The sequence below is a fragment of the Streptomyces sp. NPDC005963 genome, assembly GCF_040638655.1.
Taxonomy (GTDB): Bacteria; Actinomycetota; Actinomycetes; order Streptomycetales; family Streptomycetaceae; genus Streptomyces.
In genome coordinates this window covers 24592-41708 of sequence record NZ_JBEXVD010000037.1, presented here as the reverse complement: position 1 = coordinate 41708, position 17117 = coordinate 24592, and the positions used below count along the sequence as shown (strand labels likewise).

Annotated in this window: 9 protein-coding genes and 2 pseudogenes; 4 read left to right on the top strand and 7 right to left on the bottom strand. The window is 68.1% G+C overall.

Annotated elements, in window-relative coordinates:
* Positions 1-54 precede the first annotated feature (54 nt).
* From ABZ348_RS31995 to ABZ348_RS31985, 3 genes and pseudogenes are all read left to right on the top strand, one after another.
* Positions 55-282, top strand: a pseudogene (locus tag ABZ348_RS31995) (IS5/IS1182 family transposase); the annotation flags it as partial.
* 163 nt (positions 283-445) lie between these two features.
* The gene (locus ABZ348_RS31990) at positions 446-1333 is read left to right on the top strand and encodes a hypothetical protein (protein WP_358939049.1); all 888 of its coding nucleotides are present in this window, start codon (positions 446-448) and stop codon (positions 1331-1333) included.
* The gene (locus tag ABZ348_RS31985; RefSeq protein ID WP_358939048.1) at positions 1318-4830 is read left to right on the top strand and encodes a DEAD/DEAH box helicase; all 3513 of its coding nucleotides are present in this window, start codon (positions 1318-1320) and stop codon (positions 4828-4830) included. Before ABZ348_RS31990 ends, ABZ348_RS31985 begins: the two co-directional genes overlap by 16 nt.
* Positions 4831-5643: 813 nt before the next feature.
* Here ABZ348_RS31985 and ABZ348_RS31980 read toward each other — a convergent pair.
* A complete protein-coding gene (locus ABZ348_RS31980; RefSeq protein WP_358939046.1) occupies positions 5644-5835 on the bottom strand; it encodes a hypothetical protein in 192 nt (63 codons plus the stop codon).
* 264 nt (positions 5836-6099) lie between these two features.
* Between ABZ348_RS31980 and ABZ348_RS31975 the strand changes: the two genes are divergently transcribed.
* The gene (locus tag ABZ348_RS31975) at positions 6100-7575 is read left to right on the top strand and encodes a WD40 repeat domain-containing protein (RefSeq protein ID WP_358939044.1); all 1476 of its coding nucleotides are present in this window, start codon (positions 6100-6102) and stop codon (positions 7573-7575) included.
* Positions 7576-7833: 258 nt separating this feature from the next.
* Here ABZ348_RS31975 and ABZ348_RS31970 read toward each other — a convergent pair whose 3' ends face one another.
* From ABZ348_RS31970 to ABZ348_RS31945, 6 genes and pseudogenes are all read right to left on the bottom strand, one after another.
* The gene (locus ABZ348_RS31970; RefSeq protein ID WP_358939042.1) at positions 7834-8040 is read right to left on the bottom strand and encodes a hypothetical protein; all 207 of its coding nucleotides are present in this window, start codon (positions 8038-8040) and stop codon (positions 7834-7836) included.
* Positions 8037-8864 carry a hypothetical protein gene (locus ABZ348_RS31965; RefSeq protein WP_358939040.1) on the bottom strand — a complete coding sequence of 276 codons (828 nt, stop codon included), beginning with the start codon at positions 8862-8864 and terminating at the stop codon, positions 8037-8039. The genes ABZ348_RS31970 and ABZ348_RS31965 overlap by 4 nt, the downstream gene beginning before the upstream one ends.
* Positions 8865-9079: 215 nt before the next feature.
* Positions 9080-10784 (bottom strand): annotated as a pseudogene (locus ABZ348_RS31960) (Helicase associated domain protein); the annotation flags it as partial.
* Between the two features lie 5 nt (positions 10785-10789).
* Positions 10790-14212, bottom strand: a complete 3423-nt coding sequence (locus ABZ348_RS31955; protein ID WP_358939038.1) for a helicase associated domain-containing protein — start codon at positions 14210-14212, stop codon at positions 10790-10792.
* A gap of 165 nt (positions 14213-14377) precedes the next feature.
* The gene (locus ABZ348_RS31950) at positions 14378-15388 is read right to left on the bottom strand and encodes a TniB family NTP-binding protein (RefSeq protein ID WP_358939085.1); all 1011 of its coding nucleotides are present in this window, start codon (positions 15386-15388) and stop codon (positions 14378-14380) included.
* Positions 15389-15429: 41 nt separating this feature from the next.
* Entirely contained in the window at positions 15430-17091 is a 1662-nt protein-coding gene (locus ABZ348_RS31945; protein ID WP_358939036.1) for a transposase, read from the bottom strand.
* Positions 17092-17117 lie beyond the last annotated feature (26 nt).

Sequence of the window (17117 nt, the reverse complement as noted above, 5' to 3'; positions counted from 1 at the left end):
GATCCGAGCGTCCGGCGTCATTGCCGGGGGACGGACAGCGTCGGGGAGGCGTCAGTGTCGCTGCGTACGAGCGGATCGGGCCGGGTTCCGGAGACGACGCGGAGGATCGCCGAAGCCGCCTTACCTCAGGGCAGCCTGGCGATCAGAGTCCGGGATGCGCTGGGCGAGCTGTTCTGGCACGAGGACTTCGCCGACCTGTTCCCCCAGCGGGGTCGGCCGGCATTGTCTCCGGCAGTTCTCGCCCTGGTGTCGATCCTGCAGTTCGCCGAGGGCCTTTTCGACGCCGCAGGGGTCGACATCGAGCAACGACGAGGCTGCACTGGCTGCTGGAGTACACGGATCAGGACCGCCGGTGCGGGCCGCTCGATAGGGTGAACCTTGCCGAGGGCTGCCTCGGCCCCGGTAGGGCGCGGGTGGTGTGGGACGAGCCGGGGGGTTCGGGTTGGTGGATGTTTCGCCTGCGGAGGCGCTGGCCCGAGCGGCGGCCGTCGGTGGACAGATATCCGACCTGGTACGGCGGGAGCCCCGAGGAGACGACCAGACGTGCACCTGGGAGCTCGTCGTAACCCTCAGCAGCAGCCCCGAGGACCGGGCCGCCGCCGCGTGGATCATCGCTGACGAGATCATGCGGGAACGCACAGGCGGGCGCCAACGGACCTACGGAACGTGGCGCGAGGCCACCTTGAACGAGACGAAGCTCACCGGGAAGGACCACGTCCTGGTGAAGGCCTTCGCGGAGCCCGTCTTCGAAGCGGCAGCCGCGAAGAAGAAGGGCAACCACGGGCTGGCCGGGCACGTGGGCGAGTGGCTCTGGTGTCTCCTGACCCGCGACCTACCCAAGGATCCAGCGCGCCCCGTGGAGATCCTCGGACCACCGAAGGCAGCCGTCAACGACGGAGGCGGCGACGGACTCATCGTCCACCAGGAAGACGGAACCGCCCGGGGCTTCTCCTTCCGTCTGTGGGAGATGAAGAAGTACACCGGAGAGGCGGACGATCCGAGTGGAGCGATCTACAAGGGCTGGACGCAGCTCAGCACCAAGGGCGCGACCTACCTGGGAATGCTCTCCTGGGGCGACAAACAGCTCGCTGACGACACCCGTGAGTTCGTGGGCAGTCTGGCCGAACAGTGGGTCGATGAGGAGGAGTCGGCCGGCGGCGGCGTCAGCGTCGCGCTCAACACCACAGCAATCCCGACGAAGGCCTTCCACCTCGCGCACGAGCACTTCACCACCCACAACCACCCCGGCGCGCTGCAGGGCCTGGTGGTGGCGATCGACGATCTTGAGGACTTTGCCCATGAGGTGAGGGAGTACGTGTGGACCGCACTCTAGACCCGGCTGTACTCGCGACTGCCCTCGGAGAACACCGCCCCGGCGGGGTCCTACCGTCGGCGCAGGAACTGCTGGCGGCCATCACCCAACTGGAGATCGCCGCCTTCGGCGGGGACCAGGGGATCCCGGACGACGTGCTGGCGACGGCGTGGCTCCTGCACGGACTGGCCGCGGTCGAGCCCGGTACATCCGGGTTCGACCCGGTGCGGACCCGGCGGGCCCTCGCGGTCAGCGCGCACGTGATGGACCTGGCCCTGGCCGACGAGCGGCATTCCCCGACCGAGCGGCTGAGGATCGCCTTCGCCGCCCAGGCCGGGTATCGCAGGTGCGAGCAGGAGCCCAACGCCACCGCCGTCTACCGTCAGGTTAGGAACCTGGTGGACTTCATCTCCCCGCTCCCGGCGCACCTGGACACCCTGGCCCTGGAGGCCGGTGTCGTGTTCCTGGCGTTCGACCGGCCCGACCTGAACCGGGTCCTGTCCGCCTGGCGCCGCCAGTTCGCGGAGCTCCGCACGCTGATGGACGGCGATCCGCTGGCGGGCACGATGTACGGACCCGCCGAGGCCGTTGTCGAAGCGGTTCACTTTCTCCGCCGGTTCCTCTCGTTCGGTGATCCGGACCACCTGCACGAGGCACAGGACCTGCTGGGCAGCGTGCTGGACGGGCGCGCGGGCCGCGGTGACCCGACCGCTCGGTGGGTCGCGGCCCACCTCCTCGGTCTGAGTGGCGAGATGGCCGCCAGCAGCCTCTACACGCTCCTTCCGGAGGGGACTCCGGACGCGGTCGCCCGGACCTTCGCGATGTCCGATCCGCCGGTGATGACCCTGTGGCGCCCGCAGCGCCAGTTGCTGAACCTGGAGCGGGGCAACCCGGTCGACCCCGCCACCGGCCGGAGCCTGATCAGCGTGCCCACCAGCGCGGGCAAGACGCTGATGGCCCAGCTGGTGATCTGTTCCCACCTGGCACAGAAGCCCGGCCGCGTGGTCTACGTGTCGCCGATGCGCAGCCTCGGTCGGGAGATGCGGGCCGCGCTGCGCGGTCGGCTGCGGCTGCTGGAACGCAAGCTCGTCGCCGAGCAGCCCGACTTCCCGCTCGCCGACGGCGGCGGCTCCCTCGTCGGGGACGTGGACATCGTGACCCCGGAGCGGCTCATGCACACGATCCGCAACAACCCGGGCGCAGCGCTGGACGAGGTCAGTCTCATCGTCGTCGACGAGGCCCACCACCTCGCGCAGGGCCGGCGCGGCTTCGTGCTGGAGAGCCTGCTCGCCCTCCTGCGGACCCGCCCCGACATCCGGCTGGTCCTGCTGTCCGCCGCTGTCGGCAACCGGGGCGCCCTGGCGTCGTGGCTGGACCCGACGCGGCCGGCGGAGGAGGTGTATTTCACCGATGACTGGCGCGGCCCGAGGCGCCTGCACGGACTCATGTACCCGCAGCTGCTCAAGGATCGGGCCGAGCGCACCCCGCGCAGGCCGAGCAAAAAGCAGCCCTCCACCACCCGGGCCACTGTGCCGGTGGCCTCCCGGCTCGACGTCCGGCCGACCACCGCCAGCGGCACCTTCGGCCTGACCACCCCCGGCGTTGGCACCAGGGCGTACGCCTCCCCCCACTCCTCGCAGTGGAAGGCGGCCACCAAGCTCGACGGCATCCCCGACTACAAGGTGTTCGCTGCGGGCGCCGCCGCACTGACCCGTGCTGGCAGCGTCCTGATGGTCGTCTCCAAAAAGGACATCGCCAGGAACGCCGCGCAAGCTATGGCCGAACACTTGGACGTCCGCTCCGAGGCGGCGGCGCTCACCGAGTTCCTGGCCGAGACCCTCGGCGACCAGCACCCCCTGGTCGGCTGCGCCCGCCACGGCGTCGCCTTCCACCACGCCGACCTTCCCGACGACGTCCTCAACGCCGTTGAACAAGGACTTCGTGACGGAGACCTGCTGGCCATCACCAGCACCACCACCCTCACCGACGGCGTCAACCTCCCGGTGCGCACCGTCATCATCAATCACGCGGTCGATGGTGACCCCACACACGGGAACCAGCACGGCCTCAGTCCCGCGAAACTGCTCAACGCCATCGGCCGGGCAGGCCGGGCCGGGCGCGAAAGCGAGGGATGGGTCATCCTCACCCGCCCCTACCCGCCCCAGGCCGCAGAGTTCGAGACTCTCACCCCCGACACCGAGCGGCTCACCGTCACCTCCGAACTCCTCAGCGAAGACGCCCTGAAGTCACTGGCCCATGCCGAATGGCAGATGCAGAACTCCCTCGACGGCCTGTTCGGCCTGGTGGGAACCGTCGCGGCCGACTTCGCCACGTTCGTGTGGCTCGTCCTGCAAACCCACGCCGAGACCCTCCACACGCCCGGCGACCGGCTGGACCCGGTGCGATCACTGCTTGCGATGGAGCAGGCCGACGATCCTTCGGTTCCCGCCCGCTGGATGGCGCTCGCAGAGAAGGTCACCACGGTCTACGACACCACCGACCCCGGCTCCGCGCGTCGCTGGGCCAGCACCGGAACCAGCATTGGATCCGCCCGCTTCCTCGACCAGGTGGCCAGACGCCTTGCGGAGCAACTCGTCGCCTCCGCGGTTCCCGAGGGCGCTCCGGACGAGATCAGCGTCTTCTTCGGGCCGCCCGAGTGGCCGCTGGAGCAGACCTTGGACTTCCTTGCCGAACAGGGCACCTTCACAGACCTTCTACTGACGCCCGAGACTATCGGGAGCTGGAAGCTCACCACCCAGCAGACCCCAAGCTTCCACGTCGACGTGCCGATCGGCGACGCGGTCCGGGACTGGATCTCCGGCACCTCGATCCCGGAACTGGCCCGCATCTGGATGCCCGACAGCATCGCGCCCCATCCCCAGATGCTGGAGCTGACCGTCCAGAGCATCAAGCAGGCATTCGAACACGCGATCAGCTGGACAGCCGGCGCCCTGGTCAACCTCGTCAACACCCACCCCCTTCTGACACCCACCACGCCCCGCCTGTTCGCACAAACGGCCTGGCACATCCGGCACGGCGTCGACACCGAGCAGGCCATCACGCTACTGACTTCCGGCATCACCTCCCGCCGCCTGGCCCACCAGATCGGCCGCGCCGCAGCGGAAGCTGGCATCGGCTCCGGTCAGCTCCGCACCTGGGTCGCCGATCAGCAGATCGACGGCTGGACCACCGCGTACAAGGCCAACACGTACGAAGTCGAGGACCTCCTCGACTACGTGAGCAAGCCGTCCAACCCACTCAACGAACTGCTGCGCGGTCGTCCCGTGACCATCCCTCTTGCACAGGTAGACCCGGGCACCGGAAACGGGCCAGTCACCCTGACTCACCCCGGCAAGAAGCCGGCGACCATCAGGGTCAACCGCGACGGAAACCAGATCGCCGCCATCCCCGCCGCACGGCATCACTCCGTCCTCACCCTGATCGACAGCGGTCTCGACCTCACCCACCGCCTTGAGGCCGGCCAGCTTGTCACCACCCTGGCCATGCCCAGGCTGTAGAACAACGAGAGGTGGCTGGCGCCGGGCGGGTTCGGCCTGCCGGTGACCGACTGTTCCGCGTCGTCAGCAGGGCGGTAGACAGCTCGATCGGTGTCCAGCCGCCGTGGGATGCCGTCCCCAGCGAGGTTGTGCAGGACCTGCCGGGTGCGCTTCTTGTCGATGGTGTGGCCGATCTCGTGGAGCGCGGCGACAGAGAGCTGCGTCCCGCTCTCCGCCCTCACCGGTGATCGCCTCGGAGAGGTAGCCCTTTGGCTGGCAAGATGCGTTCTGCCCGAGATACCAGGCCCGAACTGTCGGAGAGGCGACTACCTTGAGTAAGAAGGCTATGGACTGGGTCTGGACCCGGTCGGCTTCAAAAGGCACCGCCCGGGTGGTATTGCTTGCCCTCGCACGCGAGGCCACAGGGCCTCACCTGGTCGTGTGTGCGGGCAGCACCTGGTTGATGGAGCAGGCGAACGCGTCACGCAACTCGGTCCTGACCGCACTGCGCACCTTGGAGGCAAGCGGTGAGATCGCCGAAGTCGAGGGAGTCCGGGGGCACCTTTCCCACCCCGTGTGGATCCTGCCCAAGGCGATCAGCCATACCTTCAGCATCCCCGGTCCCCGGGACGACGGACGCAACTCGGTACGACTGAACACCACCGAGCTCTCCGCATTGCGACGACCCCGAGTCCGATCTCTACTGGATGGCCGAGGACAAGGTCCAGTCCCTTGTGACACAGCGGATCGCCGAATGCGTGGTCAAGAACACCTAGCTCGGCTGCCGACGCCCTGAGCGGATGGGCCGGGTCTCCCCCCGGCCCACCCAAGTCGTCAGCCGCGGGCGTGGAGCCAGACGGTGCCGTACGCCACGATGGCGCCGCCGACGGCGGTTGCTGCGCCGCGGATCAGGTAGAGCCCGGCCTCGTTCCGTACTCGCCGTGCGCGTGCGGCCCACCGGCTTCCTGAGGACGGGGTGGGGGGTCCCGGGGCTTGGGTGTTGCCCGTACGCTCGCCCTTGGACATGAGCTTCTCCTTCGTCGGGGATGTTCGGTCTTCTGTAGACGGCTCCCTGTTCGCGCAGGGGGCCGTCGCCCTTTTGGGCAACGACCAACGCCGTGTCGAACTTGCTCCGGGTGGAGACGAGTTCAGCTGTACAACACGGTAGGACTAGATCTGGGGTTTGTTCCCCCTGCTCTGTTCGTCTGCCCGCGAGATCAGTTCACCGCAGCCTGGCCCCGGATCCAGTACTGCGTGGGAAAGCGCGCAAACGGCTGCAGGGAGACCTCTGTGACAGCAGTCTTCACTGTTCTGCAGCCAAATCCGGAGTTCTCCGACATGCTCCAGCGGCATCGCTCTAACCTGAACTTTTGCCACTGGGGGAGGCTGATGGTGCAACCAACGACGAGTACCTCACCAGCAGAACGTGGGGTCTTTGAGGTAGAGCGGCGGGCCGCCGCTGCAGAACTGCGCAGATTGAAGGCCGAGCACGGCTCCCCGACGGGGAAAGAGATCGCCGCTCGGGCTTCCCACGGCGGCCGACGTCTATCCGAGTCCGGAATCAGCGGGACCCTGAAAGGAAAGGACCTGCCCGGGCTCGACTACTACATGACCATCGTCAGAGTGCTGCTCACGTACGAGACCGGACAGATCGCCACACGCCAGCACAAGGATCTATCCGCCTGGCGCGATCGCTGGCTACAACTCCAGGCTCTGAAGGAGCAAGCGAAGATCGACAGGAAGACCCCCGACCCTTGTGGCCCCGACTTGCATCCAATGGCATCGTCTGGCGGCTTGGCGGAACAAGTCGTGCTGGCTGCTATGCGTCGCGGCGAATACCTGGAACTGCGCCCCACCGCCTCTGACACTGGGGGAGTGTGGGCTGTGGCTTTCTCCCCGGACGGGTCTCTGATGGCCACAGGGCACGGGGCGAAAACGGCTCAGCTATGGGACACGGTCACTCAGCAGAAGGCTGCGGCCCCGCTTCTGGGACATACCGACGTTGTTCGTACAGTGGCGTTCTCGCCGGATGGTCGCCTTCTTGCAACCGGCAGCCAGGATGAGACCGTACGCCTATGGGACGTAGCCAGCCGCACCTTGGTTGCCGACCCTCTGAAGGGCCACGGCGACATTGTCACGACAGTGCTCTTCTCACCCGATGGCCGCCACCTCATAACCGTCGGTCGGACCATACGGCTGTGGGACCTCGCAGAAGTGACTCAGCCCCGCAAAGTTGGGAAGCCCTGGGCCAGCAGTCTGACCGCGCAGCCCGCGATCTCTGCCACGGGACTACTTGCCACGGGCCATCCGAACGGCGTTACCCACCTGTGGGACCCCATCAAGCAGAAGAAGCTGGGCGAGCCGCTTCGAGGCCACGCAGAAGAAGTGTCCGCAGTCGCTTTCTCACCCGATGGACAGCTCCTGGCGACGGCCAGCCATGACGTCCAGCTATGGAGCGTCCACAGCCGCGAGATGATCCACGAGCCCCTGAGCTGCAAAAAAGATCGAGTGAGCACAATGTCCTTCTCACCCGACGGACGTTTCCTCGCAGTTGTCAGTGGCCACATCGATAGAGAAGAAGAAGTAGGCGATCACGTCGTCCGCCTCTGGGACACCGCCACCTGGCGCGAGATCGAAGCACCACTCGGCGGACACACAGGAGTTGTCGATGCGGCCGCATTCTCTCCGGACAACCGCCTCTACGCGACCGGAGGAGACGACGGCTTGCTACGAGTCCGCATCCTCCCCTCAGCGCGCCTGCTGTGAGTGGGTCTGATGGTGGGCATCGTGTGGGCTCAGTGGGTTCTGCGCACCTGGTCATGAGGCGGTTGCCGCCTGATTCTGCTGTCATGGAGCGACTAGAGAGCTGCTGATTTCTGACCGATGTGGGATGAGTCGAGTGCCCGTGGCGGCGGCTGTTCTATCCGGAGACGGCGTGGAGGCCCCGACCTAGTGGTCGGGGCCTCCACGGCGTACATGGGTAATGGGGCGCAGGAGCGCGTGTGTGACGTGCGACGTAGACGGCTATCGCATGGCGGTGACGAGCACCGCGAGCACCGCGATGCCGATGGTCAAGGTCCCGGCGCAGACGATAGCGCCGCGGACCACAGCGTCGGGGATAGGGGAGCCGGCCCACCGGGCGACTCCGAAGCCGATCACTCCCGCCAGGATGGCCGCCATACCGAGCACGGCCAGAGTGAGGAACAGGAACAGGAGGCCATTCATGCTCATACGACGCTCCGCTGCTGCTCGCGGGCGCCGTTGACGTGCAACTGCGCAGGGATCCAAATCTTCCGCTCGCTGGCGGCCTGATAGAGAACCTTCTTGAAGCGGTACCGGCGGGTGCGGACGGCGCCAGGCGTCGACTTGAGCCGGTCGGCGATCTCCCCGTCCGCGTACCCCTTGCACGTCAGACGCACCACGGCCCGGGTCTCGGCCGGCTGGGCTTCCAGCAGTTCCGCGAAGGCCCCCGAAAACAGGATGGCCTCGGGCTCACCGTGGTGAGGCAGAGCCGTCAGCAGACGGAAGAACGCCTCCGGTTCAAGCAGGGCGGCTTCCACCTGCGCGATGCGCTCCCGCTCCTTGACCCAGCGAAGGTAGACACGGCGGAAGTCCCACATGCACCTGCCGATGAAGTAGGTCATCAGGCAGCAGGCTCCCTCAGGGCCTTTGAAGTTAGGATTCCAGCCGCCTTCGAGGAGCGCCCTCGTCCGGAACGTCTTCCGTGCGTGCATCAGGACGTCAACGATGATGTCGTCCCGCTCAGCGTCGCTGCTGTGCAGGAGCTGCCGGTTCTCGCTGCTCACGAAGAAGGGGATGCTCAGCTTCTCGTACCTCTGCACGGAGAGCGTGATGAACGTGCCCGAGCGGAGCATGCCACGCAGGATCGGCATGCTGTCCCGGAGGAGACGATCCTCGAACACCTGGTACTCAATGCCCTTGAAGCCGCCCAGAGCAAGATCCGCGACGAGCGCGGCATCGTGCTGGATACGCAGCGTGCGAGGGTCAGTAAGGAGGCTGTCCACGGCCTCCGCAATCACATCTGTGTCAGACATTAGAACCCACCCCGGTTTGTGATGTCCCCTCGACTGGCCCATATTTCAGACTTGTCGCGCGCGCGGAGACACCAGTCTGGTTGTACGCGCTCAGTCGCTCTTATGCAGGGCGGACTTAAGAACGTCACACCTGGCCGACTATTTTTTTCGCCGTCAAAAAGCTTCGGAGCTCGAACCAATTGGCACGAGCTCCACAAACGACCATCGTGAGCTTGCTAAGACCACCGCATGCCGATCGCGGACAGCTGCTCAACCCGTTCGGGGGTGAGTGTCGCGGCGCGGCTGCGCTGGTTCCCGATCCACGCCCCGAGCCGGAGCTCCCGATCTTCCTTGTCCTCGCCGACGATTCGCTCTACGTGCTTCCTCGGCACCCGCAGGTGTCCCTCGCGCTCGAAGAACTGGCGGGCGGCCTCATAGTTCATGCCCCACTTGTCCGCCTGCGTGCGGCGCTTCGGCTTCTCGTCCTCGGTGGCGGGTGTGATGCCGAGGACGTGTTCGCACATCCACTGCTGGACGGTTGTCAGCTTGTCCCACCCGTGCCGAACCGACGTCACCCACCGGCCGAGGTCCTCGCCCTGGTGCAGGACGACGCCCGCCGCGGTGGGCAGCTCGCCGCCGGCGTCTGCCCGCCGCGGTGGGCAGCTCGCCGCCGGCGTCCAGGTGGAGCCGGACGAGATGAAAGGCCCGCTGCCACTCCACCGGCCAGGCCGGGCACCACGATGGGTCAATCTCCTCCAGCTGCTCGCGCCGCGTGTCCGACAGTGCCCCGGCCGACGACTGGACGGGCAGGCCCTCGGCACGCCGCTGCTCAATCTCGGCCGCCTTCCGGGCGGCGGCCCGCGCGTTCTTCAGCCAGATCCCCACCCGGTACCCCTGGTGGACGGCATCGAGTGGCGCGAGGAGGTGCCCGTTCACCTCGGCCCACCCGCGCGCCGCTGCGAGTCCTTCCTCCCACGCGACGTCGAAGTGCGACCAGATCATGCCGAGCTTCTCCAGCTGGGCGGCGCGGCTGGTGTCCATGTCCCCGCGGGTGTAGAAGCGCCGGTTGTCGGCGATCCACTGCCCGAGGGGGAACCGGGCGAGCGAGGCCGGCCACCCCTCGGCCTCCACCGCCTGGTCGTCCCCGGCCGGAACCCGGTAGGTGAACGGAACCTTCAGATCACTGTGCAGCCGGCTGTAGATGACGGCGGCCTCGATGCCGCGCCGCCAGTGCTCGTGCTCCGGGTTGAGGACCCGCAGGTTGATGAACGCGGCGAGGGCGGCCGGGTCGCGGGGCGTGGAGAACTTCAGCAGGGCCCTGGCGGGGGCGCTGACGCCCCCGGAGCCCCCACCCCTCCCACCCGTGCTCTTCCCGCTCTCGTCCTTCGCTACGGGCTTGTAGCGGCTCGGGACCTGCTGTTCCGCGAGGCTCTCCACGATCCGCGCGTCGTGGGCCCGCAGCGCCTCCAGCAGCTTGGCCAGCCCGCCGAACGCCCGGGAGGTGAGCATGTTGTCCGCCGTCTCCCCGGGCCCGAGGAGCACCGGCACCACCAGGCTTGCCACCTTGCCCTCGCCCGGCTGCATCCGCAGCGCCCGGCCCACCGCCTGGACCAGGTCCGGCATCGAACCGTGCACGTCCGCCCAGTACACGGAGTCGCAGTTTTTGGTATCGACGCCCTCGCCCAACACCTTCACCGAGCACAGGAAGCACTTCTCCACCACGGTGCCGTCCGCGGCGACCCCAGCCGCGAACTCACCCAGGAGACGCCGCCGGTGGAGAGGCTTGTGGTCACCGCACAGCCAGTCCGCCCAAATCGTGCGCGGGTACGGCTCCGGGTCGGCGGCGTGCAGCTGTGCGGCGACGCTGGGAAGGCCGGCCGCGAACGCTTCGGCCTCCTTCACCATGTGGTGGAAGACGAGCGTGTGTCGCGGCTCGTTCGATCTGATCAGTGTTCGGGGTGTTGAGCTGGTCTGATCAGTTGGCTGGTTGGGGCTGGCGGTGTGGTCTGTGGTGGCGAGGGGCTTGACGTTGCTTGCGGGCTGGGGCTGGGCGGGGTCTGTGAGCTGTGGGTTTCCTGCTTCGGGGTGGCCGTAGGTCCGTTGGTCAGTTCTATTGGTTGGCCGGTCAGTTTCGTTGGGCGGCTGTTGTAGCTGATCAGGGGTGTGGGTCCGTGGATGCCGAGGGTGGTCAGGAGGTGTTGTTGGTGGGGGTGGAGTTGGTTCCAGGTGCGTTGCTGGGTGCGGATCCACTTGGTCGTGGTGCCAGGGAATGGGCGGCCGGCGGCGTGGTGGGTGTGGGCTTGGTGGTAGCTGTGGTTCCAGGAGGCCCGCCAGGGTGGGTTCCACCACGGGTCGAGTGCGGTGAGCTGTGTGTCGTGGGGCCAGGGCCGGCCGGTGCGGCGTAGGTGGGCGACGGCGCGTTTGCGCTGCTCGTACAGCCACCAGCCCAGGGGAAATCCGTCGTGTTCGGTGGTGTAGTGGGCGGTGCCGAGTCCGCCGTGAGTGTGTGCGTAGGAGCGGACGTAGGGCAGGCCGCCATCGATGGACGAGGAGACGGTTGTGGGGCGCGACCGGCTGGCGCCGGTTCGGCGGCGCGTGCGTGTTTCCTGCTGGGGGCGGGCGGCTTGTGCGGCCTGGGGTGTTATGCCGAGTCCGGTCAGGAGTTCCTGCTGGCCCGGGTGGAGGTCGTCATAGTTGGTGCACTGGGTGAGCAGCCATCTGGTGGCGGCTGGAGGGAGTCCGGGGAAGCCTGCGGCCGCGTTCAGAGCGTGGCCGTAGATCTCGTTCCTGACGGCATGGTAGGCGATTTGCCATGGTAGGCCCCAGGATGGGTTCCACCATGAGTCAAGGACGTCGAGGGCCTCGGCGCGGTGGTGGGGTAGTCGGCCGTTGGCAGCCCGCTTGCGTTGGTGGGCGAGCCATGTCCCCAGCCGGTAGCCGTGGTGGTTCGCGCTTCTGGGCACGGCGAGGTGTCCGTGTTGGGCGGCGTAGGAGCGGGCGTGGCCCAGGCCGATGTCGAATGAGGATTGCTGGGTGACGCGACGGGGCCGTGCGGTGGGGGCATTGGTGGCGGTGATGCCGAGTTGAGTGAGCCTGTGTTGCTGCCCCGGGTGGAGGTTCTGGTAGGCGACGCACTGGGTGTAGAGCCACTGCCCAGTCCAGTCGGGGGTGCCGGGGAAGCCTTGGTCGGGGAGGAGCCTGATCCCGTTCTCGACGAGTTTGCGGGCGGCGCGGTGGTTGATCTGCCAGTCCCCGTTCCACGGTGGGTTCCACCATGGGTCGACGGCGGCCAGCAGTGGGCCGGCCGGGTAGGGCGCGGCGAACTTGGCGGTATGAAGGCCGGCCTGGCGCCGCTGGCGGGCCAGCCAGCCTCCGACGGGGAAGCCCTCGTGCCGGTCGGAGGGTGATGCGTTGAGGTCGCCGTGCAGTGCCGCGTAGGAGCGGGCGTAGTGGAGACCGGTCTCCAGGGACGGCCTGTGGGTGGCGGGGTTGGGGCGGGCGGTTGCGGCAGTCTGCTCAGTCAGTCCGACGGCAGCGAGCTGTCGGCGCTGTTCCACTGCCAAGCCGGGGTAGGACACACATTGGGTGTATAGCCATTGACCGAGCCCGTCGTCGAAGGCTGCAAAGGCGCTTCCGGGGTCGAGGGGGTGGCCGGAGCGGACGAGTTCGGTCACCGTGTAGCAGGCTCGCTGCCAGTCGGAGGGCCAGGGCGGTGCCCACCACGGATCCATTGCGTCCAGCTGCTGTGTGAGAGCGGGATCGAGAATGCCGCGTCGGGCGCGTACGCGGTGGTTGGTCAGCCATTGGCCGATGGGGAAGCCGGCGTACGTATCAGCAGAGCTCGCACAAAGGTGACCGTGCTCCTTCCAGTAGGCGCGTGCGTTGGTCAGGCCCTGGTCACGGGCCTCGGCGAGGTTGCGACGCCGCGGCAGTGCGTGGCGGGCGGCTTCGGCACTGATGCCGATCTGTGCCAGTAGTCTGCGCTGCTGGGGGTGGAGGCTGCTGTAGACCTGGCACTGCCGGTACAGCCAGGTGCCGAGATTCTCGCTGGTGCCCGGGAAGCCCTGCTCGGGTCTGATGTCGGTGCCTGAGTCCAGCAGCCGTCGTGCGCGCAGATAGATGCGCTGCCACAGCGTGCTCCACGCAGGATTCCACCACGGGTCAAGAGCGGCCAGGGCCTGGCCGCGCTCGGGGGAAAGCTGGGGGCCTGCGGCGCGCTGGTTGGACAGCCACAGGCCGAGTTGGAACCCGTCCTCTTCGTGCCGGTAAGGAATGCAGAGGTGGCCGTGTTCGGTGGCGTAGGCACGGGCGTGGCGCAGACCGCGCGCGAACCCCGTGGCGGTCTCAGCCACGTCTGGGGCCGACGACCCCGCCGACTCCGTTTCTCCGGGCGCTTCGTCTACGGGCCGGGTTTCGGCGAGGAGCCGGGTGATCGGTGCGGGCCGGTGGGGCGGGGAGACGTGCCACATGCTGCGTGTCTTCGGCTTGTGCCCGGCCTGCGTGCGTACGCAGGCGCGTACCCAGGCGTTCAGTGGGCCTGTCGTGATGGCGCTGAGGCGACCGGCGAGCCATGGCCGCTCAAGGCGCCGAGCCAGTTCGTCCACGAGGCCGGGGACATCGGCGAGCGCGTGCGGCTGATGCCGCCCCGCGTCATCGAGTAGCCGCTGCTGCAGGCTCGGGTCGGCGAGAGCCGCGGCCAGCGTGACGGCCTCGGGATAGGTCACCGCATCCCGCGCCGCTGCACGCCAAGCGAGGTCGTTGCCGGGGGTCATCAGCCGCAGCCGATCAGGCCAGAGGATCTCTTCCGGCCAGGGCTCGTCCCACCACGAAGCCATGATTGCCTGCGCCACGGTGAACGCTTCGCCGGCATGCGCAGAGCGCCGCAGCAGCCGTACATGACGGCGCTGGGCCGCCCCGATCTGCGGCACATACCGCAGGTCCAACTGCCCGAGGACGGCCGCTGCCCCATCGACGACGGGTGCTTCCAGCATCCAGCACTGGTGCTTGACGCATACCCGGCCGTGCGGCAGCAGGTAGCGGCGTGCTTCTTCCCGGCCTCGTGTGGCGGTCGCGGTGCAGGCCCGGCATCCGGGGCCGGTCGGCGGGATCGTGGCTGCGGTGCGGACCCAGGCGGCCGGCCCGCTGCCGAGCCTGCTCGAAGGGACGTCCCTGCCCCAGGCCGGCAGGGCACGGTGCAGGTGTTCTTCGGGCATGCGGCAGAAAGCGGCGACCACCGCCCGGGCCTCGGCGTTGAAGACCACTTCGCCGTCGGGCCGCACCGTGAACAGATTGGGCCGCCGCCCCACGTCCACGAGCGCGCCGATGAGTTCTTTGGCCGTGAGCCTGTACCGGGAGGCGACTCTGCTCATGAACGACAGCGTCGTCTCGCCGTTCAGCGGAGCGACACGCACCGCTCCCAAAGGCGTTCTGTGCAGGGGTAGTTCGTTCTGCTCGCGCTGTGATGGCTGTGAATAATCCCTGACGGCAGGTTCCATTAGAGGACTGGTGGTCTTCTTCACCGCTGGTCCGCCTCGTCAGGATCCAGTGCCGTTGTTGCGGGGGCGCGGGAGGCGTTTTCGGGGCGGCCGGGCTTGTTGCTCCGCGCGGATGTCGAGCTGGATGCCGGCCAGGAGCCGTTTGGTGATCTTCTCGCTGCCGTCGAGAAGGGCGGTGAGGGCGGCTTCACGGATGAGGTGGGAGAGGCTTCCCATGACTCCGCCGGTGCGCTGGTGGAGGTAGTCGGCGTGCCGGGCCAGAGTGCCCCCAGTGTGGCGGCGCAGGTGCAGGGCGTTCTCCATGTCGGTGACCAGGTCCAGCCAGACGGCGCGCTGTTCGGCGGTGCCGCAGGACAGTGCGGTGTTGCGGATCAGGGTGAAGCGGCCTGCCAACTGTGCGCCGCGCGGCCCGTTGAGCAGGGGGGATGCCTCGACGTCGACGCCTGCGTAAACGAAGGTAGCCGGAATCCTCTCGCCGAGGTGCTTCATCTGGTCGGAGGTCTCCGCGCCGGCCCGGGTGCGGGTGTCGAGCAGGTGGACGTCGTCGACGAGGACCAGCGCGGTGCCCAGCTGGCACAAAAGGTGGCAGACGGCGTCGGTGATCTGCGCCTGGTTCATCCGGACCGCGATGGGGATACCGAGGAACCGGGCGAACTCCGATACCAGCATCTTGGGAGTGGAGGCGGGCGGCACCGCCAAGAACACCACGGGCAGCCGGTCGGCGCGGCCGGGGTGGCGGCGCTGCTCGGCGAGCTCGAAGGTGCGGCCTATCTCCAGCAGGGTGGTGGTCTTGCCGGTGGTGGGCGGCCCGGACACGATCAGTCCGCGGCGCGCGGTGCCCTGCTGGCGGCGGTTGAGGAGCATAAGCCGCCGCACCGACAGCGAGATGCGCTCCATGGCCGGTGTGGTCAGGACGACAAACCGGGAGTGGTAGTCCAGGCGTTCCTCAAGCGACCAGTCCTCGCCGGCGTCTGGCGGGGGCTGCAGTGGGGGAGTGCCGACGAACTGCTGCCAGCCCTCCCGCGTGGTCGGTGGTGCATAGGCCGCCATCTGCTGCTCCTCGTACGGGACGGGACCGGCTTCGGGGACTGCTACCACTGGGTTGCCTCCTGGCGGGCATCGTAGATCCGCGACGGGCGGGGGACTGCGGCCCGCCCGGATGGCTGCTCGTCTCCGGCGGGGCCGCCGCCGACATCGTCTGATGTGCCGAGCGGGTCTTCGTCCTCGTCCCAGCCGTCCTCGAACTCTTCGTCGTCGGGCTCATCCAGGCTTGCTGGGGTGAAGGCGCCGACCAGGCCGTAGGAGAGGGTCGGGGCGGTGAGAGGGTCGGGCGGCTCCTGCTGGTTTGGGACGGGCCCGGCGAGAGAGGCTGCGGCGCTGGCGCGTGCCGCGACGGTCCGCTCGCGGCGGGTACCTTCCCCGTTACCGGCCCGCCGCAGGAGACGGTTCAGGGCCTGGGCGAGCTGTTGCTCGTGCTCATCGCGGTCGCCGCGGCGCTCGACAGTCGCGCGGATGTGGCGCCAGGTGAAGTCGGTGAAGGGCAGGCTTACCCGCTCCTTGTGGATCCAGGGCACCTCCTCCCAGCCGCCAGGCAGCCGCACCCAGATCTGCTGGGGGTCATAAGGGTTGTGGTGCACCTCCCACATCCCGTCCGGGGCCGTCGACTGGAACCCGCGGTGCGGGTTGAGGACCTCATGGTCGTAGGTGCGATAGTCGAAGCGGATGCCGTAATCGTTGATGCCCACCCGCTTGACCGGCATGAGCTCGACATAGTCGTCTTCGCTGAGCAGCACCGGCACATAGCCGGTCACGCCGACCAGCGCGGCCCACATCTCGTTCGGCGACACCGCGAGCTTCGGGGCCAGCGGATGACGCAGGGATGCGTGCCGACGGTGCTGCCAGTCTGCGACCAGCCACTCCTCCAGCAGATCCTGCACCTGCGGCAGCGTCCAGCACGCCTCGTCCTCGACGTGAGAGCCGCGCTGAGTGACGTCGGATCCGGTGTAACCGGCCACGTACTGGGAGAACCGGTCGCCGATGGTGCGGAACATCCGCTCGACATTTCCCTTGGCCGGGCCGTTGGCCGGAGGCGCCGGCTGCACCGACACCCCCAAGCTGTCGCACGCCGCGGTGAACGAGGCGGAGATGAACACCCGGCCCTGGTCGACGACGACCCTCTCCGGCGTGATCACCGGACGGGCTGCCGCACCCTCCAGCCGCGCGTCCAACGACACCAGCCGCTCGTAGGGGATGACCGACCGCGACATCGCCAGCGCCTCTTCCCACCCTCGGCGCATCCGCATAGGCGTCACCATCTGCGCCAGCAGAACCGCCGCATCCACCGACCTGGTGCCCATCGGCCGCAGCACGGTCGCACAGATACTGCGCGTCGCCACATCCAGGGCGATCGTCAGCTCGGCCTTACCCACCACCCCGTCGGCCAGGACCACCATCACGTCCAAAGGGGTGCTGTCCAGCATCACCAGCTCACCGGGCCGCAGCGCCACCGTCGGGGTGAACGGCGGAGCCGGCCGTGAGGAATGACGGCGCCGCTGCGCCGCTGTCCCCAGCAGCCCATGACGGTCCGCAAGGGCGTGCACCAGCCGGTTGAACGTCGAGGCCGGCGGCACCTTTACCGTCCCCACACCGTGGGCGTCCTCCAGAATCCAGCCGACGGTTCGCCGCAGCCGGCTCAGCGTCCCGGTCGACCGCTCCCGCTGCGCCTGGAGTGCCTGCTCGATCGCGGCGACCACCCGCTCGTCCGCGCGCCCCACCGGCG

Coding starts and splice junctions, on each gene's coding strand:
- ABZ348_RS31965 (WP_358939040.1), bottom strand. CDS start 8,864: ATGTCTGACACAGATGTGATTGCGGAGGCCGTGGACAGCCTCCTTACT.
- ABZ348_RS31980 (WP_358939046.1), bottom strand. CDS start 5,835: ATGTCCAAGGGCGAGCGTACGGGCAACACCCAAGCCCCGGGACCCCCC.
- ABZ348_RS31955 (WP_358939038.1), bottom strand. CDS start 14,212: ATGAGCAGAGTCGCCTCCCGGTACAGGCTCACGGCCAAAGAACTCATC.
- ABZ348_RS31970 (WP_358939042.1), bottom strand. CDS start 8,040: ATGAGCATGAATGGCCTCCTGTTCCTGTTCCTCACTCTGGCCGTGCTC.
- ABZ348_RS31950 (WP_358939085.1), bottom strand. CDS start 15,388: ATGGCGGCCTATGCACCACCGACCACGCGGGAGGGCTGGCAGCAGTTC.